We start from the raw sequence: 21,875 nt of genomic DNA on the forward strand, positions 1-21,875 counted from the left end.
CTCGGACAGAGCCAGACAGCGAGGATGTTATGAAGATTGCAATCATCACCGAGAACAGCCAGGCCGCGAAGAACTGCATCATCGAGGAAGCGCTGAAGTCCACGGTCGAGCCGATGGGCCACGAAGTCGTGAACTATGGCATGTACACGCCCGAGGACAAGGCGCACCTGACCTATCCGATGGTCGGCCTGCTGACCGGCATCCTGCTCAATTCCAAGGCGGTCGATTTCGTCGTCACCGGCTGCGGCACGGGTTCGGGATCTATGCTGGCGGCCAATGCCATGCCGGGCGTGTTCTGCGGCCTCGTCATCGATCCGACCGACGCGTTCCTGTTCGCGCAGATCAACGACGGCAACGCGGTCGCCATGCCCTATGCCAAGGGCTTCGGCTGGGCTGCCGAACTCAATCTGCAGGACTGCTATCGCAAGCTGTTCGAGGGTGAGAGCGGCGTCGGCTATCCCAAGGAACGCGCCGAGGTCATGGCCAAGAACCGCGGCGTCCTTGCCGATCTCAAGGCCGCCAGCTGCAAGGACATGCTGACCGTGCTCAAGAGCGTGGACCAAGACCTGCTCAAGACCGCCATTTCGGGCGAACGTTTCGAAGAGCATTTCTACCCCGCGTCGAAGGACGAGCAGATCAGCGCCTATCTGAAGAGTCTGTAAGCGCCGATCCATCGCGGGGGTGGCGCGGCCATCCCCGCCGATACGACATGAACGACCGCCTTGCGCATGCAGGGGCCGACCGCGACAAACATCGTCCGGCGGCGACGAAACCCCGAGAGGACGACCCGATGAACAGCCCCTTCGACCTTACCGGCCGCGTCGCGGTCGTCACCGGCGCCAACACCGGCATCGGACAGGGAATCGCCCTCGCTCTGGCTCAGGCCGGGGCGGATATCGCCGCCGTAGGCCGCAGCGAAGCCACCGAAACCGCCGACAAGGTGCGCGCCCTTGGCCGCAAGTGCGAGTTGGTCTCCGCCGATCTCTCCTCCATCGCGTCGGTCAAGGATGTCGTGGAAAGCGTCGTCTCCTCGCTCGGCTCGCTCGACATTCTGGTCAATAATGCGGGCATCATCCGGCGCGAGGACGCGCTGGACTTCTCGGAAGAGGACTGGGATGCCGTGATGGACACCAATCTGAAGTCGCTGTTCTTCCTGTGTCAGGCGGCCGCGCGGCACATGACCGGCTGGTCCAGCCAGTCGGGCAAGCGCGGCAAGATCATCAATATCGCATCCATGCTGACCTTTCAGGGCGGTATCCGCGTGCCCAGCTATACCGCCAGCAAGTCGGGTGTCGGCGGCCTCACCAAGCTGATGGCCAACGAATGGGCGGCCAGGGGCGTCAATGTGAACGCCATCGCGCCGGGCTATATCGCCACCAACAACACCGCGGCGCTGCAGGCGGACGAAGCCCGCAACCGCCAGATCATGGAACGCATCCCCGAAGGCCGCTGGGGCGATCCCAAGGACATCGGCGGCGCGGCGGTCTTCCTCGCCAGCAACGCGGCGGACTATGTGCAAGGCCATATCCTCGCCGTCGACGGCGGCTGGCTTGCCCGCTGAGGACGCCGCGGTGAGCGAACGCCGCACCGGACCAGTCGTATGCTTCGGGGAAATGCTTCTGCGGCTGAGCCCGCAGAGCCATATCCCGCTGGCACAAGCAGGCAGCGTCGCCATCGACGTCGGCGGGGCGGAGGCGAATGTCGCCGCGGCGCTTTCCAGCCTTGGCGTGCCCACGCGCATGATGTCGGTCGTCCCCGACAATCCGCTGGGCTGCAAGGCGATCGCCGCGATGGGCGCAGCGGGCAGCGACACTCGCTTTATCGTGAAGCAGCCGGCCAAAACACCTGGACGCATCGGCCTCTATTTCTTCGAACCGCCTGCCGGGCCCATCGCGGGCCGCGTCACCTATGACCGCGCGGGTAGCAGCTTTGCGCTGGCCGATCCCTCCGCCCTGCCCTTCGCCGAGGCGCTCGACGGGGCCAGCCTGCTCCACATGTCGGGCATCACCCCCGCGCTTGGCCCCGATGGGGTGGCGCTGGCGCGCGCCGCCGTGGCGGCGGCCAAGGCGGCGGACGTGCCGATCTGCTTCGACGGCAATTACCGCGCGAATTTGTGGGACGCATGGGACAGCGACCCGCGCGCGATCCTGACCGAGCTGATGTCCGAAGCCACGCTGATGATCGGCAACCACCGCGACATTTCGTTGCTCTTGGGCACAACATTCTCGGGCGACGGCCCCGACCGCCGCCGCGAGGCGAGCCAGGCCGCGTTCGAAGCCTTTCCCAAACTGCAATTGATCGCCAGCACCGCGCGCCATGTCGAGACCGCGGGCACACACCGCATCGCCGCGCGCATCGATCTGCGCGATACCCATTGGCAGACCGAAGAAGTGCGGATCGAGAATATCGTCGACCGCATCGGCACCGGTGACGCCTATGCCGCGGGCATGTTGCGCAGCTGGCTGGCGGGCGGTTCGGCGCAGGACATGGCGAAGTCCGGTCTCGCGCTCGCGGCGCTGAAACACGGCGTTCCGGGCGACATGATCCTCGTGACCGCGGACGATCTTGACAGCTTCGATCCGGCGGGCGGCGATGTCCGGCGCTGATTCCGCAAACCGCCGCAGCGTCCTGAAAACCGGGCTGATCGGCTCCGGCCTGCTGGCCGCGCCCGCCTTCGGCCAGTCCCGCACCCCGCGTGTCGGCGGCTATGAAGGCATCCGGCAAGCGGGCGTGAACGCCTTCCTCGGCATCCGATATGCGACAGCGCAGCGCTTCGCCCGCCCCGTTCGCCTGCCCTTCGCCAGCGCGCCGACGCCCGCCAAGGCGTTCGGCCCGATCTGCCCCCAGCGCGGCAGTCCGGACGAGCCGGTGAGCGAGGACTGCCTGTTCCTCAATGTCTGGACACCCGACCTCAGCCCCGCCGCGAAAAAGCCCGTCATGGTCTATTTCCACGGCGGCGCCTACAATGGCGGCACAGTCACCGATCCGGTCACCCACGGCCAGCATCTGGCGGGGCAAGGCGATGTCGTGGTGGTCTCGGTCAACCAGCGCCTCAACGTGTTCGGCTATCCGTGGCTCGCACCCTTCGATGCGCGCTATGCCGACAGCGGCAATCTGGGGCAGCTCGACCTGATCGCCGCGCTCGAATGGGTGCGCGACCACGCCGCGAAATTCGGCGGCGATCCGTCGCGCGTGATGGTGTTCGGCCAGTCGGGCGGCGGCGCCAAGATCGCGACGCTGATGGCCATGCCCGCCGCCAACGGCCTGTTCCATTCCGCCGCGACAATGAGCGGGCAGCAGGTCACCGCCAGCGGCCCGACCAATGCGCTGAAACGCATCACGGCCTTCTTCGAACAGGTCGGCGTCCCCGTCGGCGACGTGGACGGATTGAAGGTGCTCTCGACCGAGCAGATGGTCGCCGGACTCGACGCCACCGATCCGGTGCTGGGCGGCAGCCTCTATTTCGGGCCGGTGCTCGACATGGTGAACCTGCCGCGCCACCCTTTCTGGCCCGACGCCGCGCCGCAGTCTCTCGCGATTCCGATGATCCTGGGCAATACGACAGACGAAACGCGCGCCTTCATCAGCCCGGACGGTCCCTTCCTGCAGGGCATCGACTGGTCCAATATCGCCGAGCGCATCCGGCCCAACATCAAGATCGACCTGCGCCCCGATTACGTGGTGCAGCAATATCGCGAACATTTCCCCGACTGGTCGCCCGAGCAAGTGTTCTATGCCGCCACGACCGACGGACGCAGCTGGCCGGGCCAGTGGATCGAGGCGGACGAGCGCGCAAAGGCGGGTGCGGACAAGACCTGGGTCTATCAGCTCGACCGCGAATCCCCGGTCGATCCGCAGCGCGGGGCGGCGCATACCGACGACCTGCCCTATGTGTTCGGCACGCTGGACGCACCGGGCAGCTACTCCGGCACGGGCAAGCGGGCGCGGGACATCAGCGCGGCGATGATCAGGGCCTTCACTGGCCTTGCCCGCACTGGCACGCCGGGCCTGACCGACTGGGCACCTTACACCCTGCCCGACCGCGCCACGCTGATGGTGGCGCAAGACCGCATCGCGATTGAGAACGACCCGCGCGGCTGGCAGCGCGAAATGTGGTCGACCGCGCCCTATATCCAGCCGGGGATCTGAACCTTATTTCGCCGCCACCGGATAGGCGATGATGATCGACAGCGGCGCATCGCCGGTCTGCCGCATGCCCACGACCGCGCCTTCGTACAGATAGGCCGCCATGCCGGGTTTTAGCGCCGCCTCCACCCCGTCCGAAATCACCACGCCCTCGCCCTCGGTGACGTAATAGACCTCGTCATGGCTGATCGGATGCTCGCCGATGGCCGCGCCAACGTCGAGCACGCGGCGGCGGAATTCCATCGTGCGCGGCTGCGGCGCGGCGTCGCTGATGCGGTACGCGGTCGACATGCCGATCGCGCCATGGGGCGGCGCCTCGCGCACCATCACCTCGCTTTCGCTGACCACCACCATCGGCGGCGCGGTGCCGCTGGTCGGCTCCTGTGCCGTGGCGCAGGCGGAGCAGGCCAGCAGCGACACGCCCAATATGGCGCGCCCCGCGATCACCGGGCCTGCTCGCGCATGGCCCGGTCGCGCGCGCTCAGGAATTCCTGCGCCTCGACGGTCTGACCGGGATAGAGCCCCGATTTGGGCGTCATCGTCGCCAGATCCCACTGCGCCGGATCGAACGCCGCGCGGGTCGCGGGGAACGTCGGATAGCCGCCGACCTCGTCCTGCGAATCGATGATCTCGCCGCGCCCTTCGGCGATATAGAACAGCACGCGGATCTCCTCGTCCGTGCGGTCCCACGGCCGCGCACCGGCCTGCCGCAGCAGCGTCGTCTCCACGTCCTTGGCGGGCATCACGTCGTAACCGTCCGGGCTGTGCAGCGGTGCATCGACCTCGATCAACTCCGCCTCGGTCTGGCCATAGGTGCCGAACATGGGCAGCGGCTCGCCGTGGCGGTCCACCGCGATATTGTCGGCCCCGTAATATTTGAGGTCGCCCACACCGCCCAGCATCAGGAACGGCAGATCTTCCGACGTCGAATTGCCGCCGCGCATCACATTGCCGACCGCGGTGATCTCGCCCGCCACATGCGGATGACCCATCCATTCGAGGTCCATCAGATTATAATGCACCGCGCGCAGGCCGGGGTCATAGATGAAATTATTGACCATCAGCACCTGCGCCCCGCCCTTCACCAACGGCGAGCGTTCGACATTATGCGCCCAGATATTGCGGTCGAACACGATATTGGTCGCATTGTCGTGGATCAGCGAGCCCTTGGAATGCTCGCCCTTGGGATGGCTCGAATCGGCCAGCCCCTCGGCGGCGAAGTTCAGGCGGAAGGTAATGTCGTGGCTGGTGCCCTCGCGCCATTCCTCGACCGTGTCGCCGGTAAAGCGCGGGCCGCTGGCCGACATATTCTCGTCCACCGCCCACATGAAACTGTTGTTCTCGACCACGACATTATGCGCCGCCACGGTCGAGAAGGCGTCGGCCTCCCAGCCGCTGCGCTTGGGTTCGCCCGCGTCACCCATCATCACGCGCAAATGGCTGATCTTGACGTCATGGGTCTTCACGTCGATCCCGCCGCGCAGGATGGTGATGCCCGGCGACGGCGCGGTCTGGCCCGCGATGGTGACGAACGGTTCCTCGATGACAAGGCCCGATTTCTCCAGATCGATCGCGCCGCCGACTTCGAACACGATGATACGCGGCCCCTTCATGGCCAGCGCGGCGGCCAGGCTGCCCGGCCCGTCCTTCGCCAGCGTCGTCACCTTGAGGATCTTGCCGCCCTTGCCGCCCTCGGTCGGGTCTCCGGGCTGTGCCATCGAAGGCACACTCGTCGCCGCAAGGATCAGGGTCGCGGCTGCCAAGCCGCTGAAATAGGCGCTTTTCAACATCAATCATTCTCCCAACTGCTTGTTTCTTGACAGACCGTGGCGGCGGCGGCAATAGATAATGACACCGGTTACCAAAAACCGGGCGGGAGATTCGGATTGCCAGGGGCGCGTTTGCTGCCTTCCTCAGGTAACCGGTGTCATCTCGTTCGGAGCATGATGGGGAGGATACCATGAGGACCAACCGCAATTTTCTGAATTTCAAGAGCACGCTGCTGATCGGCAGCGCGCTGCTGCTGCCGCAGATGGCCCATGCGCAGGATGCCGCCAGCATGGACGCCGAAGAGGCTGCCGAGCAAGCGGTCGAGCAGGTCGAGGACGTCACCTCGCCCGGCGACAACGCCATCGTCGTCACCGGCTTCCGCGCCTCGCTGAACGCTGCGATCTCCGCCAAGCGCGAGTCGGTCGGTCAGGTCGATGTGATCGTCGCTGAGGATATCGCCAAGTTCCCCGACACCAACCTTGCCGAATCGCTGCAGCGCATTCCCGGCGTCGCGATCGAACGCGATGCGGGCGAAGGGCGCGCGATCACCGTGCGCGGCCTTGGCGCGCAGTTCACCCGCGTCCGCGTCAACGGGATGGAGACCATCGCGACCTCCACCGACGGCGCCTCGTCCAACCGCGACCGCGCGTTCGACTTCAACGTGTTCGCATCCGAACTGTTCAACTCGATCGTGGTCCACAAGACCGCCTCGGCCTCGCTCGACGAAGGTTCGCTTGGCGCAGTGATCGACCTGACCACGGGCAACCCGCTGGCCTATGGCGCGGGCACCAAGCTCGTCGGCTCGGTCCAGGGCCGCTACAACGATCTCAACGACGATCTCGCCCCGCGCCTTGCCGGTCTTGCCGCATGGGTCAACGATGACGAGACGCTGGGCGTGTCGGCCTCGGTCGCATGGTCGGAATACGAGACTCCGGAACTGGGCAACAACTCGGTGCGCTGGGCCAATAATGCCCAGTTCAACTCGGTCGGCGGCGTAAGCTGCGTCGACAATCCCGCCGATGCGGGCTGTTCGGAAGTCACCGCCGCCTTCCACCCGCGCATTCCGCGCTATGGTCTGGTGAACCATGACCGCGAACGCCTTGGCGCGACCGGCGCGATCCAGTTCCAGCCCAGCGATCGCACCAATATCGAGATCGACGGCCTTTATTCGCGCTTCTCGGAAGACCGCGACGAATATTGGGGCGAGGTCCTGCTGCGTTCGAACGAGCGGACCATCGACGTCGCGAATTATGCGATCGACGGCGACAACAACATGATCAGCGCGGACCTGACCAACGCGTGGATCCGCAACGAACGCTATCACCGCGAAAGCGAGACCGAGTTCTACCAGATCTCTGGCAAGCTGGAGCAGTATTTCACCGATACGCTGATGGCGCGCTTGTCGGGCGGCTTCTCGGAATCCGACGCCTCGATCCCGGTCGAGACGACGATCATCTTCGATGACCGCGACGGCGTATATTCCTACGACTACACCGACATGAAGAGCCCGCTGCTCTCGTTCGGCACCGATGTCACCGATCCCACCAACTTCCAGCTGGCCGAATTCCGTGATCGTCCGTCCGAAGTGAACAACAAGTTCAAGACCGTCGCACTCGACCTGGAATTCGAAGCCACCGACGGGCTGACCTTCAAGACCGGCCCGTTCTGGCGCGAGTTCGACTTCTTCACCACCGGCGCGCGCCGTGACAGCCAGTATTGCTCGGCCTTCACCTGCCCCGAGGGAGCCTATGGCGCCCCCGTCACCGCCGACCTGGCCGAACTCTTCGAACTGGGCGATGCGGGCCAGCCTTCGGGCAACACCAACAGCTGGGTCGTGCCCGACCTCGACGCGACCACCGATTTCCTCGATCTCTACAACCGCCCCGCCGTCACCCAGCAGGGCGACGAGCGCGGCGTGACCGAGGAAGTGTGGGGCGGCTATTTCGAGACCGGCTTCGAACTGGATCCGGGCGTGCGCATCAACGGCAATTTCGGCATGCGCTTCGCCCACACCAACCAGACGTCCAGCGGCTTCAACAGCGGCCAGTTCGTGACCGTGAAGCGCAGCTATGACGACCTGCTGCCCGCCATCAACGTCAATGTCTTCCCCGCGGACAATTTCATCATCCGCGGCGCCGTCGCCAAGGTGCTTACCCGCCCCAGCCTCGGTTCGCTGACGCCGGGCGGTTCGGTCGACCAGTTCAACTTCGGCATCTCGTCGGGCAATCCGTTCATCGATCCGTATCGGGCATGGAACTACGACGTCGCGTTCGAATACTACTTCGCTCCGGGCGCGATCGCGTCGGTGGCGCTGTTCCGCAAGGATGTCGAAAGCTTCCCGATCAGCGACGTGCAGACCATCACCTATGCGCAGAGCGGCCTGCCGCTCTCGCTGCTGACGGACGGCACGCCTGCCTATGACGCGGTCGTCAACGGCACCGATCCGGGTCGCGAATTCATCGCCCGCACGACGGTCAACGGCGAAGGCGCGACGATCCAGGGTATCGAGGTCGGCTTCAACCTGCCCTTCTCGGCCTTCGCCGACGGCTTCGTCAGCGACTTCGGCGTGCTGGGCAATGTCACCTATGTCGACAGCTCGCAGGATGTGACAACAGACTCCGGCGACATCCGCACGGTCACCTTCCCGGGCGTGTCGGAATATTCGGCCAATGGCACGGTATATTACGACAATGGCACCTTCTCGGTCCGCGTGTCGGGCGCCTATCGCGACGGCTATCACACCGGGGCGAGCGGCAACGGCAACTTCCTCGAAGGGTTCAACTCCACCTTCAACCTCGACGCGGCGGTCCGCTACCAGCTGACCGACAATGTCGAACTGATGCTGGACGGCACCAATCTGACCGACGATTACCGCTATCGCTGGACCGATATCGACGTGAAGCGCAACTACGAGAACAACCATTTCGGCCGGATCATCATGTTCGGTGCGCGGTTCGAAATGTGATCAAAGGGAGAGGGCAGGGTTTTAAGCGATGAAATCTGATCGAAGATCGGTTATTGCCGCTGGCCTTGCCTTCTCCACCTTGATTCATACTCGCGGTGAGGCGCAAACAGCACCGCCGAGCGCGGGAGGCCCAAGCTCTCCGGGCCTCCCGCAACCTCTTGAAACGATTGACTTGTGGCCCGGCAGGCTGTGGCCAAAGGGCGCGCCCGGTGCACCCGGCTCCCTCCCCGACGAAGTGACGACGGAACGCTCCGCCGATCCGCTCGTCTCCGACCGCGCCGTCCTCGGCATTTCCGTGCCGCGGCTTGCCGTGTTCCGCCCCGATCGACCGAACGGGGCGGCGCTCCTCCTGACCCCCGGCGGCGGCTATCGCCATGTCGTCGTGGACAAGGAAGGGTACGAATTCGCGCGTTGGGCCACGGCGCGCGGATTCACCTGTTTCGTCCTGTTCTACCGGCTGCCCTATGACGGCTGGGCGAACCGGGCCGACGTTCCGCTGCAGGATGCGCAGCGCGCCATGCGCGTCATCCGCCGCCGCCACCGCGACTTTGCCATCGACCCCGAACGCGTCGGTGCGATGGGCTTCTCCGCAGGCGGGCATTTGTGCGCCGACCTCGCCGCGCGCTTTGCCGCGCGCACCTACGAACCGGCGGACGAGGCGGATGCGCTGTCGGCAAAGCCGTTCTGCGCCGCGCCGATCTATCCCGTTATCTCGATGGACCCGCAATTCGCGCACCCCGGCTCGCGCGAACTTCTGCTGGGCGAGAACCCGACCAAGGCGATGGAAGCAGCCCATTCGCCCGACCGCAACGTCCCCGAAAATGCGCCCCCGCACTGGATCCTCCATGCCGAGGATGACGATGTCGTGCCGGTCAAGAACGCGCTCCTGCTGCGCGCGGCGCTGAAGGCGCGCGGCATTCCGGTCGAGACCCATCTGTTCCAGAACGGCGGCCACGGCTTTGGCTTGCGCAAGGCCATCGGCAAGCCGGTCGGCCACTGGCCCGAACTGTGGCGCGACTGGGCCCAGAGCGTGGGGTTCGCGTGATGAAATCGGGTCGCCGGGACATCTTCCGCGGAGCCGCGCTCCTCTCCCTGACCGGACTGATGGGGGTGCCCGGCGCGTCGGCACTGGCACAGTCGCCCCCTGCCCCAGCCCCGCGCGCCCCCGGCCCGCGCGCCCCCGCACCCCGCGCCACCAACTGGCGCCGCGACGGCGAAGGCAAGCGCATCGCCGATCTGGGCAATGGGCGCTTCCTCAATCCGCTGATCTCGGGTGATCGCCCCGATCCGGCGATCCTGAGGGACGGCGACGATTATTACGTCACCTTCTCCACCTTCGACGCCTATCCGGGCCTGCTGATCTGGCATTCGCGCGATCTGGTGAACTGGCAGCCGCTGAAGCCCGCGCTGCACAGGAACATCGGATCGGTCTGGGCCCCCAGCCTGCACAAGGACAGGGGGAAATATCTCCTCTACATCCCGGTGAAGGCCCAGCCGAGGAACGACATCTTCGTCGCATGGGCCGACAATATCACCGGCCCTTGGAGCGACCCGATCCCGCTCGGCCTGCACGATCATATCGACCCCTGTCACGCCGTCGCCGAAGACGGTTCGCGCTGGCTGTTCCTGTCGGGCGGCGACCGGGTGCGCCTGTCGGACGACAATCTGGCCCTCGCCGGAGAGGTCGAGCATGTCTACGACCCATGGCGCTATCCCGCCGACTGGATCGTCGAGGGTTTCTCGCCCGAAGGCCCCAAGATCCATCATGTCGGCGACTGGTACTACATGATCACCGCAGTCGGCGGCACCGCCGGTCCGCCCACCGGCCACATGGTGATCGCCGCGCGTTCGAAGTCGCTGCACGGCCCGTGGGAGGATCACCCCGGCAATCCCATCGTGCGCACCACCGACATCCGCGAAGCATGGTGGTCGCGCGGCCACGCCTCGCTGGTGCAGGCGCCCGACGACAGCTGGTGGTCGCTCTATCACGGATATGAGAACGGTTTCTGGACGCTGGGCCGCCAGTGCCTGATGGACCCGGTGCGCTTTACCGATGACGGCTGGTTCGAAATGACCGGCGGCGATCTGTCGCAGCCGATCGCCAGTCCCACGGGCGGCGAAGCGCTGCCGCACGGCATGGCGCTGTCCGATGATTTTTCGCAGCCTCTCGCGCTCGGCACCAAGTGGTCGTTCTTCAAACCCGCCGATGACGAGGAAGCGCGCATCCGCGTGGCCGAAAACACGCTGCATCTGAAGGGCAAGGGCGATGCGCCCTCTTCGGGCTCGCCGCTGCTCATCACCGCGGGCGACCGCAGCTACAGGTTCGAATGCGATATCGAGATCGAGCCGGGCGGCCGCGCCGGGCTGATCCTGTTCTACGACGACAGGCTCTATGCCGGGCTCGGTTTCGACGAGGACCGCTTCGTCACCCATCAATACGGGATAGAACGCGCCCGCCCCTTGAACCCGCATGGCCGAAGGATGAGGATGCGGGTCACCAACGATCGCCATATCGTCACCTTCGACACCAGCGGCGACGGCGGCCGGACATGGCTGCGTTTCGACCGGGGGATGGAAGTGTCGGGCTATCATCACAATGTGCGCGGCGATTTCCTGATGCTGCGCCCCGGCCTCTATTCGGCGCGCGGCGGCACCGCGACATTCCGCGACTTCACCTTCCGCGCCTTCGATCCGGACGCTGCATGACCCAACGCTTTTCCCTCTCACGCCGCAGGCTGATCGCGGGCGGCACGGCTTTTGCCGGTCTCGCGCTCACCGGCTGCCAGCCGCGCCTGTCGGGCCTGTTCACCGGGGCCGACACGCATCCTGGCGATTATCCCACCGTGCAGGCGGTCGAATATATGGGCCGGCTGCTGGGCGAACGCACGGGCGGACGGCTGGGCATCAAGGTGTTCGCCGGTTCGCAGCTGGGCAATGAACGCGACACGCTGGAGATTACCAGCTTTGGCGGCATCGACTTCAACCGCGTCAATCTCGCCCCGCTCAATTCGGTCGAGCCGATGACGATCCCGCCCTCGCTGCCCTTCATCTTCAGATCGGTGGCGCATATGCGCCGCGCGCTGGACGGCGACATCGGGGACGAGATCCTGGCCGCGATGGAAAAGCAGGGGCTGATCGGCCTGTGCTTCTACGATTCCGGGGCGCGCAGCGTCTATAACACCCGCCGCGCGATCTTCACGCCGGACGACATGCGCGGGCTGAAACTGCGCGTCCCCTCGTCCGATCTCTATCTCGCCATGGTCAATGCGCTGGGCGCGAACGCCGTCCCCATGCCCTTTGACGAGGTGTACCAGTCGCTCGCGCAGGGCGTGATCGACGGGGCGGAGAACAACTGGCCCAGCTTCGAAAGCGCGCGCCACTACGAAGTGGCCCGCTACATGAGCCTGACGCAGCACCTCTTCACCCCCGAAATCCTGCTGATGTCGAAAATCAGCTGGGACAAGCTTTCGGCCGAAGACCAGCAACTGGTGCGGCAGGCGGCACGCGAATCCGTGCCCTTCATGCGCGACCTGTGGGACGCGCGCGTCGAAAGCAGCCGCGCCAATATCGTCGCCTCGGGCGTCGAGGTGAACGACGTCGACACCGCTCCCTTCGCGCAGCAGATGCGCCCGGTGTGGGACCAGTTCCTCGTCACCCCGCAGCAGCAGGACATCGCCAGCCGCATCGTCGCGCTGGGCGAGCAAATGGCCAAACAGGAGAAGCCGTCGTGAAATTCATCTCCGACTGGCTCGCCCGCCTCGGCGCATTCGGCCTTGTCGTCATGACCGCCGTGGTCGGCTGGCAGGTGTTCGGCCGCTTCATCCTCGATTCCAGCCCATCATGGACCGAGCAGACCGCGCTGCTGCTGATGATCTGGTACGTCCTCTTCGCCGCCGCCGCGGGAGTGCGAGAGGGCTTCCATATCCGCATCGCGTTGCTCGACGATCTGGTGGGCGAACGATCCGTCGCCGTCCTGCACCGCATCATCAATGTGCTGGTCGCGCTCATGGGCCTCGCCATCGCGGTCTATGGCGCGCAATTGCTGTGGGCGGTGCGCGATCACGTGATCCCCTCGCTCGGCCTCAGCCGCTGGGTCGCCTATGCGCCGCTGCCGATCAGCGGCCTGCTGATGGCGATCTTCGCGGTCGAAAACATGGTCCGCCCGCCCAGCGACGACGGGCTGGAAGACAGCCCGATTCCGGGGAGCGCCGACTGATGGAACTGCTCGTCCTTTTCGGGGTGCTCTTCGCCCTGCTCGCCATCGGCGTCCCCGTGGCCTTCGCCTTGTTCGGCGCGGCGCTCGCCTGCTTTGCGGTGATCGACATCCCGCTGGTGGTCGCGGTGCAGCGCATGGCATCGGGCATCAGCGTCTTCACCCTGATGGCGATCCCCTTCTTCATCTTCGCCGGAGACCTGATGTACCGCGCCGGCATCGCCGACCGGCTGGTCAAGGTCGCCGACGCCGCGCTGGGCCGCGTGCGCGGCGGGCTGGGGCTGGTCGACGTGGGGGCCTCGATGATGTTCGGCGCCGTATCGGGCAGCGCCATCGCCAGCGCGTCCGCCATTGGGTCCAGCCTGGTCCCGCTGATGCGCGACAAGGGCTATCCCGGCGATTACGCGGTGAACGTGACGGTGACGGCGGCCATCGTCGGCCTGCTGATCCCGCCTTCGCACAACATGATCATCTATTCCGCCGCATCGGGCATCGGCGTGTCGATCGGCGACTTGTTCGTGGCGGGCATCGTGCCTGGCCTGCTGACCGGCTTCCTGCTGATGCTGGTGGCATGGCTGGTGGCCCGCCGCCGCAATCTGCCGAAGGGCAGCTTCCCCGGCTGGCGCAACTTCGTCGTCGCCGCGATCTACGCGATCCCCGGCCTGATGACCGCGGTCATCATCATGGGCGGCATATTGTCGGGCTATTTCACCGCCACCGAAAGCTCGGCCATCGCGGTGATCTATACCATCGTGATCGGCGTATTCGTCTATCGCAGCCTCGGCTGGGCGGCGTTCTGGGACGCGGCGGGCAAGTCGGTGCGCACCGCGGCCATGGTGCTGTTCATCATCGCGGCGGCCACGGCCTTCGGCTTCGCGCTTGCCCTGCTGGAAGTTCCCGCCGCACTCGCCAGCCTGATCGCGGTCATCACCGACGATCCGTTTCTGACGCTGCTGATCATCAACATCATGCTTCTGCTACTGGGCACCTTCATGGACATGGCGCCGCTGATCGTGATCACCACGCCGATCTTCCTGCCCGTCGCGATGGGCATGGGCGTCGACCCGGTGCATTTCGGCATCATCATGATGCTGAACCTCGGCATCGGACTGGTGACGCCGCCGGTGGGCTCGGTGCTGTTCGTGGGCTCCGCGGTGGGCAAGATCCCGGTGACCACGCTGGTGAAGACGATCTGGCCGTTCTACGGCACGCTGATCTTCGCGCTCGCGCTGATCACCTATATTCCGTGGCTGTCGCTGGGCTTGCTGGGCATGTGGAACTGACGCGTCACGCCCCGGCGGCCTCGACCATCGCGTCCCATTCATCCCACGGGATCTCGCGCCCCGGATAGGCCACGTTGTCAAACGGCCATTCCGCCGCGACCCAGCCCCTGACCCAGTCGTAAAGCGCGGCATCGAAACCGGCGTCATATTCCGCCTTGGTCACCCACAGCATGACCACCGCATCATAGCCCTCGACCGGGCTGGGCCGCACATAGACGCTGCCCCGCTCGCGGCTGCCATCGGGCGTCAGCACGCCATAGGCGAAGGATTCGCGCCCTTCGAACCGCGCCTGCTCCGTGAGCATGTCCTGCATCGCATCTTCGTCGGTCAGCCCCTCGTGCGGCCATCCGGTGCTGCGCGTGAAAGTCTGCTGCAGATGCTCGATAGAGGACATGTAGGCGTCGTAATCCACCTTCACGAGCTCCGGCCCCAGCGGCACCAGCTTGAACCCGTCCCCCTCGGCCAGCACCGGCACGTCGAACCCGGCAGGAACGAAAGCATCCTCCGCCGCAGCGGCACCCGCCTCCTGCGCCAGCACGGCCCCGCCCGCCACCGGCCCGGCGGCCAGCAGCAATCCGGCCAAAGCAATCGCGATCCTCATTCAGCAACCCCCCTCGAAAACGCACGTCCTGGCCGCGTTGCACATCCTATCAAGAGCAGGCCCAGAGTTGTTCGGCCAACAGCCGGATCCACATCCAGAACCGGTAGAAAAAGCTCCTACCGACAACACTGCGAACCGTTGTATTGTGATCGTGGATCGACAATTTGACAACGGGGCGATCATCGATGCGAACATTCAGCAGCTTTCCTCGCCTGCCAGCCGCCTTCGCCGCATTGATGGGCGCATCCTGTCTCGGAATGATCGCCTCGCCCGCCATGAGCTGCATGATGGCGCCCCCGCCATTCGATCCCGCCTTCACTCCGTCGGATGCTATCGTGGTGGCGCAAATCGTGGGGGAAGACGCTGTCAGGAAAGGATGGCCCAGCATCTTTCGTCTAAAGCCTATTCGTCAGGTCTACGGCGCTGGCGCGCCGGATGTCGTAAAGATTGGCGGTGTCCCGCCATGTCCTTCCGACATGGGGCCGGCGTTCAGCACGTCCGACCGTTTGCTCTTGTATCTGCGTCAGGACCAGAGGGGAGGATACTTCCTGCTTGGCTGGCGAATAGCCGGAACTGAATCCGACTTCTCGTCGGTCCTCGAAACCAATCGAGTGGCAGAACGGCGCGAATTGCGCCGAACCCAGTATTATCCGGTCAATCGATCCTGGCGATATGGCCGGACCGTCGCGCTGTCCGCCAACGACCCGAACGCATGGTTACGGGATGACGATTTTCCGCCCGGCTTCTTTGATCCGCCGAACAACGATCGATTGATGGTCGTTGCATTCGACGTGACCAAGGACGGCAACATGGCCAATTGTCTCGTCGCTCAGCCCTCGGGCTTCGCGGATTTCGACGCCAAGGTGTGCGCCCTCATCGAAGAGAGGGCGAAGCTCGTCGCCCCATTGTTTCCGGAGGAGCGCTCCGGCCGCTACACCATTTCACGAGAGCGCAGACCGAGCGAACGATTGCACCGATGATCGATCACTTCGCATCTATCCCGCCACTCACCGCTCAGCCTTCTTCCCGAATCGGCCGAGACCGAGAGCAATCCTGCGGCCGCCCCTCCAATCCACCCGAGCACGCCCCGCCCCACGGACAGGTTTGCGCGGGCTCACGCTTCGATCTATGACGGGTCATGGGTTTTCCAATCTGGTTCGCCGTTATCTGGGCGCTCGTCCTGCTGGTGGGGGGCGGATTGCTGACCACGATCGGCGAATGGTACGAACGCCTCGCCAAACCATCCTGGCAGCCGCCCGACTGGCTGTTCGGCCCGGCATGGACGGTGATCCTCGGGCTTGCCGCATGGGCGTTCGTGCTATGCTGGGATGCGGCGGCGGACAGCGGCGATACGGGCTGGCTGATCGCGCTCTATCTGGTGAACGGCGTGTGCCATTTCCTGTGGTCCCCGCTGTTCTTCAACATCAGAAGACCCGACTGGGCGCTGATAGAGGTGCCCTTTCTGTGGCTGTCGGTGCTGTCGCTGTGCATCGTGCTGCGCGAATGGTCGGTCTTCGCAAGCTGGCTGATCGTGCCCTATCTCGCATGGGTCAGCTTCGCGGCCATACTGAACTGGAAGATCGTCGCGCTGAACGGCCCCTTCACGGGCCGCCGCGCGACCTGAGCCGGGGGGGTACCGCGCAACCACCGCTGACGAACGATTGTGAACGCCGGCGCACCAGATATGATGACCATCATGGACCAAAGCGTTATTGCAGAGCTGGCAGCGGTGGCCTCAGTGCTTGCAGCCACTTTCTTCTTCCCGAAGTGGTTTTCGTTTCGACAACGGGCGATAGCTGGCGCGATCCTGTTTCCTCTTGGGTCGCTAGGCATTTTCATAGGTCTGGCACTGGGCGATCAGCCCATCATGCGGTCTGAAACTTTCGCCAGCTTCTGGGTCGGTGCCTGCGGTTTTGCCCTGATCCTATCCATCACGCTCCTGGTCCCGGTTCTATTCGAGTGGCGCAGGAAAACCCGGCATCCCCGAGCCAGGAAGGAAAAATGGCCGGCTGGTCACTGGAAAGGCTAGCCTCGGCGTTCCGACACCGCCGCCCCACATCTTCCCCGCATCCCCCGCCCCACATCTTCCCCGCATCCCCACTGTCCTACACACCCCCGATCCGCTATCGCCGAACCGCCGCCACCCTCTGGCACCGGCTCTTTGAAACCGTCCGATCTCTCCGCACCCCGCGCGTGTAAACTTTGGGCCGGAACGCCAGCATCTCCGCGGCCTTGCGCAAGGTGACAGCCCTTGTAGGATGTGTCACCTTTGTCACTTTTCAAACGCCTGAAAGGCCGCGCCTAAAGCGTGACGCCGCGCTTCCAGATCGAGATGACGCGCTGGCCGCTGCGCTCGCTGGCGGTCTGGCGGCCACTCGCGATGGCCAGCAATTCCTGCGCGAAATCGGCGTCCACCTCCCCGGCGGGTTCGCTCAACATGCGGCCCGCGTCGAAGTCGATCCAGCCCGCTTTGCTGGCCGCCAGCTTCGAATTGGACGCGATCTTCACCGTGGGCACCGGAAAGCCCAAAGGCGTGCCGCGGCCCGTGGTGAACAGGATCATGGTCGCCCCCGCCGCCGCCAGCGCGGTCGAGGACACGGCATCGTTGCCCGGCGCTTCCAGCAAGGTCATGCCCGCCATGTCCGCCGTGCCGCCATAATCGATCACGTCGACCAGCGGCGCCTTGCCGCCCTTCTGCACCGCGCCCAGCGATTTCTCCTCCAGCGTGGTGATCCCGCCCTCGATATTGCCGGGAGAGGGATTTTCCGAAACCGGCTGCCCCTGCTCAAGGAAATAGCGTTTGAACCGGTTGAGCAGCCCCGTCGCCTTGTCGTGAACCTCGCCCGAGACGCTGCGCGCGAACAGCGATCCTTCCGCGCCGAATATCTCGGGGATTTCGGTCAACACCAGCCGCCCGCCGCTGGCCGCAACCCGGTCGCTGAACCGGCCAAGCAGCGGATTGGCCGTCACGCCCGAAAGCGCGTCCGACCCCCCGCATTTCAGCCCGACCGCCAATGCCGAGGCAGGCGCTTTCACCCGCGTCTCGCCGGACAATTCCCCGACCAGCGCGTCGATCAGCGCATTGGCGCGGTCATATTCGTCGCCCGGATCCTGCGCACGCATCACCCGCAGCTTGGACCGGCTGCGTTCGGGCACACGCTCGATCAGCGCGTCCAGCTGGTTGCTCTCGCACCCAAGGCCGATCAGCACCACCCCGCCCGCATTGGGATTGTCGCACAGCGCCGCCAGAACATCGCGCGTCCCCGACAGATCGTCGCCCAGCTGCGAACAGCCATGCGGATGGCCAAAGCCGACGATCCCGTCGATCTTGCCCGCCGCGATCGCATCGCCGTGGCGCATCTCCGCCTCGCGCGCCAGCATCTCGCACATCGGCGCGACGCAGCCGACCGTCGGGATCAGCCAGATCTCGTTTCGCGTGGCATAGCGGCCATCCTCGCGCCGGTATCCAAGCCAGCTGCCCAGCGGCTCGGCCCCGGTGTCATTTTCAGGCCCCGCGAAATCGCCATAGGCCACCTCGCCCGACAGCGCGGTCTTCAGATTATGCGAATGCACATGATCGCCGGCCGAAATCGGCGCACTGGCCAGCCCGATCTGCTCGCCATAGCGGATCACCGGATCGCCCAGCGCATGATCCCGCAGCGCAATCTTGTGACCCGAACAAATTGCGGTATTCGCCGTGATCGCGGCGCCGTTTGCCTCGACCGCCTCGCCCGCCGCGATATCGCGCAAGGCCACCAGCACGGTATCATCGGCATGGCAGCGCATGGCTGTCGGCATGCGGGTCTGTTCGATCGTGCCTGTTGTTGTCATATCGTTCTTTCGACACCGGTATCTATCGGATTGACCGGTTGATTCTGGTCGGCACCCATTGCATGAGCGCCTTTGACACCGGTTACCAGAACGCAGCGGTCACAGCAATCGGCCGAGTTACAGGAGAGTGAAATGACCCGCCCCCTCAACCTCCATCCCGACCGCCTGCTACCCAGCGACCCCGCCGTCCGCGCCGTCGCCCGCGAACTCTACGCCAGCGTCAAGGATCTGCCGATTGTCAGCCCGCACGGTCACACCGATCCCAGCTGGTTCGCCAGTAACGAAAGCTTCGGCAATGCGACCGAACTGCTGCTGGTGCCCGACCATTACATCTTCCGCATGCTGTATTCGCAGGGCGTGCGGCTCGAAGACCTCGGCATCGCGGGGCACAAGGCGGACCCGCGCAAGGCATGGCGTATTCTGGCCGAGAATTATTACCTGTTCCGCGGCACGCCCTCGCGCATGTGGCTCGACTGGGTGTTTACCGAGGCTTTCGGAATGGAAGTCCAGTTGTCGGGGGAAACGGCGGACCTGTATTACGATACGATCACCGAAAAGCTGGCGACCGAAGATTTCCGGCCACGCGCCCTGTTCGACCGCTATGGCATCGAGGTGATCGCCACCACCGAAGGTCCGCTGGATACGCTGGAACACCATGCGGCGATCAGGGACAGCGACTGGAATGGCCGGGTGGTCACCGCCTATCGCCCCGATCCCGTGGTGGACCCGGAGTTCGAGGGTTTCAGCGCCAATCTCGACCGCTTTTCCGAACTGACCGGAGAGAATTGCCGGACGTGGCAGGGCTACCTCAACGCCCATCGCCAGCGCCGTGAATTCTTCAAGACGATGGGCGCGACCAGCAGCGATCATGGCCATCCGACCGCCGCCACCGCGAACCTGTCGGCTGCCGAGGCCGCGCTGCTGTTCGATCGTGTCAAGGACGGCAAGGCCAGCAAGGACGACGCCGAACTGTTCCGCGCGCAAATGCTGACCGAAATGGCGGCGATGAGCATCGATGACGGGCTGGTCATGCAGATCCACCCCGGCAGCTTCCGCAACCACAACGGCTGGCTGTTCGAGAATTTCGGCCGCGACAAGGGCGCCGACATCCCGACGCGCACAGATTACGTCCATGCGCTCAAGCCGCTGCTCGACCGCTTCGGCAACAGCCGCGACCTTTCGATCATCCTCTTCACGCTGGACGAAAGCGTCTACGCCCGCGAGCTTGCCCCGCTGGCCGGGCATTATCCGGTCCTCAAACTTGGCCCCGCATGGTGGTTCCACGACAGCCCCGAGGGCATGCGCCGCTTCCGCCACAACACGACCGAGACGGCGGGTTTCTACAACACCGTCGGCTTCAACGACGACACGCGCGCCTTCCTGTCGATCCCGGCCCGCCACGATGTCGCTCGCCGTATCGATTGCGGCTTCCTGGCCCAGCTTGTCGCCGAACACCGGATCGAGGACTGGGAAGCGGCAGAACTGGCACAGGACCTGTCGTATAACCTCGTGAAGAAGGCCTACCGGCTGTGAGGCTGTCGCCCGACACACTCGCCTCGCTGCCCGGCGATATCGCGGTCCCCTCCTATGACCGCGAAGCGCAGGCGATCGGCATCGTCCACTTCGGGATCGGTGCGTTCCACCGCGCGCATCAGGCCTGGTATACCGATCTTGCCCTGAATGCGGGCGAACAGGGTTGGGCCATCAGCGGCGTGTCGCTGCGCTCGGCCAGCGTGGCCGAGCAGCTTAACCCGCAGGACGGGCTCTATTCGGTAACGGCGCGCGGCGGAGGCACTTCCGCCACACGCATCGTGGGCGCGGTTCGCGAGGTGCTCTTCGCGCCGCAGGATCCCGAAGCCGTGGTCGCGCGCATCGCTTCGCCCGATTGCCGCATCGTCAGCTTCACCGTGACGGAAAAGGGCTATGCGCGCGCCGGCGACGGATCGCTAGACATCGCGGCGGCCGAACACAGCTTCTACCCGCTGCTTGCCGAGGGACTGGCGCAGCGAAAGGCGGCGGAGCTGCCGGGCATAACCTTGTTGTCCTGCGACAATCTGGCGGAAAACGGGCAGCAACTGACCCGGCTGATGCGCGAATGGCTGGCGGCGAAGGACCCTGCTCTGATCGACTGGTTCGCCGCGCATTGCACCTGCCCGCAGACCATGATCGACCGCATCGTGCCCGCCACCACCGAAGAAGACCGTGCCGCGCTGGAGGACAAGCTTGGCATGCGCGACGAGGGCGCGGTTCTGACCGAGGCGTTCAGCCAATGGGTGATCGAGGATCGTTTCGCCGGCCCCCGACCGAAATGGGAAGACCACGGCGCCCAGCTGGTGGCCGATGTCGCGCCCTACGAAACTGCCAAGCTGCGGATGCTGAACGGCGCGCATTCGATGCTCGCCTATTGCGGGCTGGAGCGTGGCTTCACCTTTGTGCACGAAGCCATCGCCGACCCCCAACTTCAGGCTTTGACCCGACTACTGATGATCGAAGAAGCGGCCCCGACCATCGACGCCGCCCCCGATCAGGATCTTGCCGCCTATGCCGAAAGCCTGATCGAACGCTTCGCCGAACCGGCGGTGCGCCACCGGCTGGCGCAGATCGCGATGGACGGTTCGCAAAAGATCCCGCAGCGCTGGCTCGACACGGTGACATGGCACAATGATCGCGGCCAAGAGTGCCCGGCCATTCGCACCGCTTTCCATGCGTGGATCGCTCATCTCGCCGACGGCGATCTCGTCAACGACCCGCAGGGCGACGAGCTGCGCGAATTGCTTGGGAGCGCCGGGCCAGAGGCTGTCGCACGGCGCATGGCAGACGGCCGTTTCCCGATCGAGGCGATCCTTTAGGCGTGGTCATTTCAAGGGTCTGGCATGGCCCCGGAAAATGGCGCAAATCCGCCATATTAAGGCGGAACAAAGGCAGAAAACGCGCGGCATTAAGGCAATAAAATTAAGGGCCTCGCAAGGCAAATTGCGGTATCGTCAATTCATCATGGACGAGTGAACCGCGAAACCGGACGGGCGCGGGTCTTCAGGCAAAGGTCGGATCCCCGCAAGCGTCCAT

At 64.9% G+C, this 21,875-nt stretch carries 20 protein-coding genes; 15 read left to right on the forward strand and 5 right to left on the reverse strand.

Translation table 11 applies throughout. The features are described from left to right. The first annotated feature begins 29 nt into the window (after positions 1–29). From AC4FIJ_RS02880 to AC4FIJ_RS02895, 4 genes are all read left to right on the forward strand, one after another. Positions 30–662: an RpiB/LacA/LacB family sugar-phosphate isomerase gene (locus AC4FIJ_RS02880; protein WP_490335209.1), complete on the forward strand. Its 633-nt coding sequence runs from the start codon at positions 30–32 to the stop codon at positions 660–662. A gap of 128 nt (positions 663–790) precedes the next feature. Then, positions 791–1,561: a 2-dehydro-3-deoxy-D-gluconate 5-dehydrogenase KduD gene (gene kduD, locus AC4FIJ_RS02885; protein WP_490335210.1), complete on the forward strand. Its 771-nt coding sequence runs from the start codon at positions 791–793 to the stop codon at positions 1,559–1,561. A gap of 10 nt (positions 1,562–1,571) precedes the next feature. Then, the gene (locus AC4FIJ_RS02890) at positions 1,572–2,606 is read left to right on the forward strand and encodes a sugar kinase (RefSeq protein ID WP_490335211.1); all 1,035 of its coding nucleotides are present in this window, start codon (positions 1,572–1,574) and stop codon (positions 2,604–2,606) included. Continuing rightward, entirely contained in the window at positions 2,593–4,149 is a 1,557-nt protein-coding gene (locus tag AC4FIJ_RS02895) for a carboxylesterase/lipase family protein (protein ID WP_490335212.1), read from the forward strand. Before AC4FIJ_RS02890 ends, AC4FIJ_RS02895 begins: the two co-directional genes overlap by 14 nt. A gap of 3 nt (positions 4,150–4,152) precedes the next feature. Here the strand turns inward: AC4FIJ_RS02895 and AC4FIJ_RS02900 are convergent, their stop codons facing one another. Continuing rightward, positions 4,153–4,500, reverse strand: a complete 348-nt coding sequence (locus tag AC4FIJ_RS02900) for a cupin domain-containing protein (RefSeq protein WP_490335290.1) — start codon at positions 4,498–4,500, stop codon at positions 4,153–4,155. A gap of 89 nt (positions 4,501–4,589) precedes the next feature. Beyond that, positions 4,590–5,936 (reverse strand): pectate lyase family protein, encoded by a 1,347-nt coding sequence (locus AC4FIJ_RS02905; protein WP_490335213.1) that lies wholly within the window; start codon positions 5,934–5,936, stop codon positions 4,590–4,592. Between the two features lie 170 nt (positions 5,937–6,106). Here AC4FIJ_RS02905 and AC4FIJ_RS02910 point away from each other — a divergent pair, with 170 nt between their 5' ends. Genes AC4FIJ_RS02910 through AC4FIJ_RS02935 form a run of 6 tightly spaced genes read left to right on the forward strand, consistent with a single transcriptional unit; the run spans position 6,107 to position 14,377 of the window. Beyond that, entirely contained in the window at positions 6,107–8,881 is a 2,775-nt protein-coding gene (locus tag AC4FIJ_RS02910) for a TonB-dependent receptor (protein WP_490335214.1), read from the forward strand. 28 nt (positions 8,882–8,909) lie between these two features. After that, positions 8,910–9,926 (forward strand): alpha/beta hydrolase, encoded by a 1,017-nt coding sequence (locus AC4FIJ_RS02915; RefSeq protein WP_490335215.1) that lies wholly within the window; start codon positions 8,910–8,912, stop codon positions 9,924–9,926. Continuing rightward, positions 9,926–11,587: a family 43 glycosylhydrolase gene (locus tag AC4FIJ_RS02920; RefSeq protein WP_490335216.1), complete on the forward strand. Its 1,662-nt coding sequence runs from the start codon at positions 9,926–9,928 to the stop codon at positions 11,585–11,587. Before AC4FIJ_RS02915 ends, AC4FIJ_RS02920 begins: the two co-directional genes overlap by 1 nt. Next, entirely contained in the window at positions 11,584–12,612 is a 1,029-nt protein-coding gene (locus AC4FIJ_RS02925) for a TRAP transporter substrate-binding protein (protein ID WP_490335217.1), read from the forward strand. Before AC4FIJ_RS02920 ends, AC4FIJ_RS02925 begins: the two co-directional genes overlap by 4 nt. Then, on the forward strand, positions 12,609–13,097 hold the full coding sequence (locus AC4FIJ_RS02930) for a TRAP transporter small permease (protein WP_490335218.1): 489 nt from the start codon (positions 12,609–12,611) through the stop codon (positions 13,095–13,097). Before AC4FIJ_RS02925 ends, AC4FIJ_RS02930 begins: the two co-directional genes overlap by 4 nt. Further along, the gene (locus AC4FIJ_RS02935; RefSeq protein WP_490335219.1) at positions 13,097–14,377 is read left to right on the forward strand and encodes a TRAP transporter large permease; all 1,281 of its coding nucleotides are present in this window, start codon (positions 13,097–13,099) and stop codon (positions 14,375–14,377) included. The genes AC4FIJ_RS02930 and AC4FIJ_RS02935 overlap by 1 nt, the downstream gene beginning before the upstream one ends. A gap of 4 nt (positions 14,378–14,381) precedes the next feature. Here AC4FIJ_RS02935 and AC4FIJ_RS02940 read toward each other — a convergent pair whose 3' ends face one another. Beyond that, positions 14,382–14,978: a twin-arginine translocation pathway signal protein gene (locus tag AC4FIJ_RS02940; protein ID WP_490335220.1), complete on the reverse strand. Its 597-nt coding sequence runs from the start codon at positions 14,976–14,978 to the stop codon at positions 14,382–14,384. Positions 14,979–15,027: 49 nt separating this feature from the next. Next, positions 15,028–15,264 (reverse strand): hypothetical protein, encoded by a 237-nt coding sequence (locus AC4FIJ_RS02945; RefSeq protein ID WP_490335221.1) that lies wholly within the window; start codon positions 15,262–15,264, stop codon positions 15,028–15,030. Here AC4FIJ_RS02945 and AC4FIJ_RS02950 point away from each other — a divergent pair. From AC4FIJ_RS02950 to AC4FIJ_RS02960, 3 genes are all read left to right on the forward strand, one after another. Beyond that, positions 15,263–15,958 carry an energy transducer TonB gene (locus tag AC4FIJ_RS02950; protein WP_490335222.1) on the forward strand — a complete coding sequence of 232 codons (696 nt, stop codon included), beginning with the start codon at positions 15,263–15,265 and terminating at the stop codon, positions 15,956–15,958. The genes AC4FIJ_RS02945 and AC4FIJ_RS02950 overlap by 2 nt on opposite strands. 158 nt (positions 15,959–16,116) lie before the next feature. Continuing rightward, positions 16,117–16,602 (forward strand): TspO/MBR family protein, encoded by a 486-nt coding sequence (locus AC4FIJ_RS02955; protein ID WP_490335223.1) that lies wholly within the window; start codon positions 16,117–16,119, stop codon positions 16,600–16,602. A 63-nt stretch (positions 16,603–16,665) separates the two neighbouring features. Next, on the forward strand, positions 16,666–17,007 hold the full coding sequence (locus AC4FIJ_RS02960; protein ID WP_446154789.1) for a hypothetical protein: 342 nt from the start codon (positions 16,666–16,668) through the stop codon (positions 17,005–17,007). Positions 17,008–17,279: 272 nt separating this feature from the next. Here AC4FIJ_RS02960 and AC4FIJ_RS02965 read toward each other — a convergent pair whose 3' ends face one another. Beyond that, positions 17,280–18,809: a UxaA family hydrolase gene (locus AC4FIJ_RS02965; RefSeq protein ID WP_446154790.1), complete on the reverse strand. Its 1,530-nt coding sequence runs from the start codon at positions 18,807–18,809 to the stop codon at positions 17,280–17,282. Between the two features lie 132 nt (positions 18,810–18,941). Here AC4FIJ_RS02965 and uxaC point away from each other — a divergent pair, with 132 nt between their 5' ends. Both uxaC and AC4FIJ_RS02975 read left to right on the forward strand, forming a co-directional pair. Further along, on the forward strand, positions 18,942–20,342 hold the full coding sequence (gene uxaC, locus AC4FIJ_RS02970; protein WP_490335224.1) for a glucuronate isomerase: 1,401 nt from the start codon (positions 18,942–18,944) through the stop codon (positions 20,340–20,342). Beyond that, positions 20,339–21,658, forward strand: a complete 1,320-nt coding sequence (locus tag AC4FIJ_RS02975) for a mannitol dehydrogenase family protein (RefSeq protein WP_490335225.1) — start codon at positions 20,339–20,341, stop codon at positions 21,656–21,658. The genes uxaC and AC4FIJ_RS02975 overlap by 4 nt, the downstream gene beginning before the upstream one ends. The last annotated feature ends 217 nt before the right edge of the window (positions 21,659–21,875 follow it).

The organism is Croceicoccus sp. (assembly GCF_983967925.1).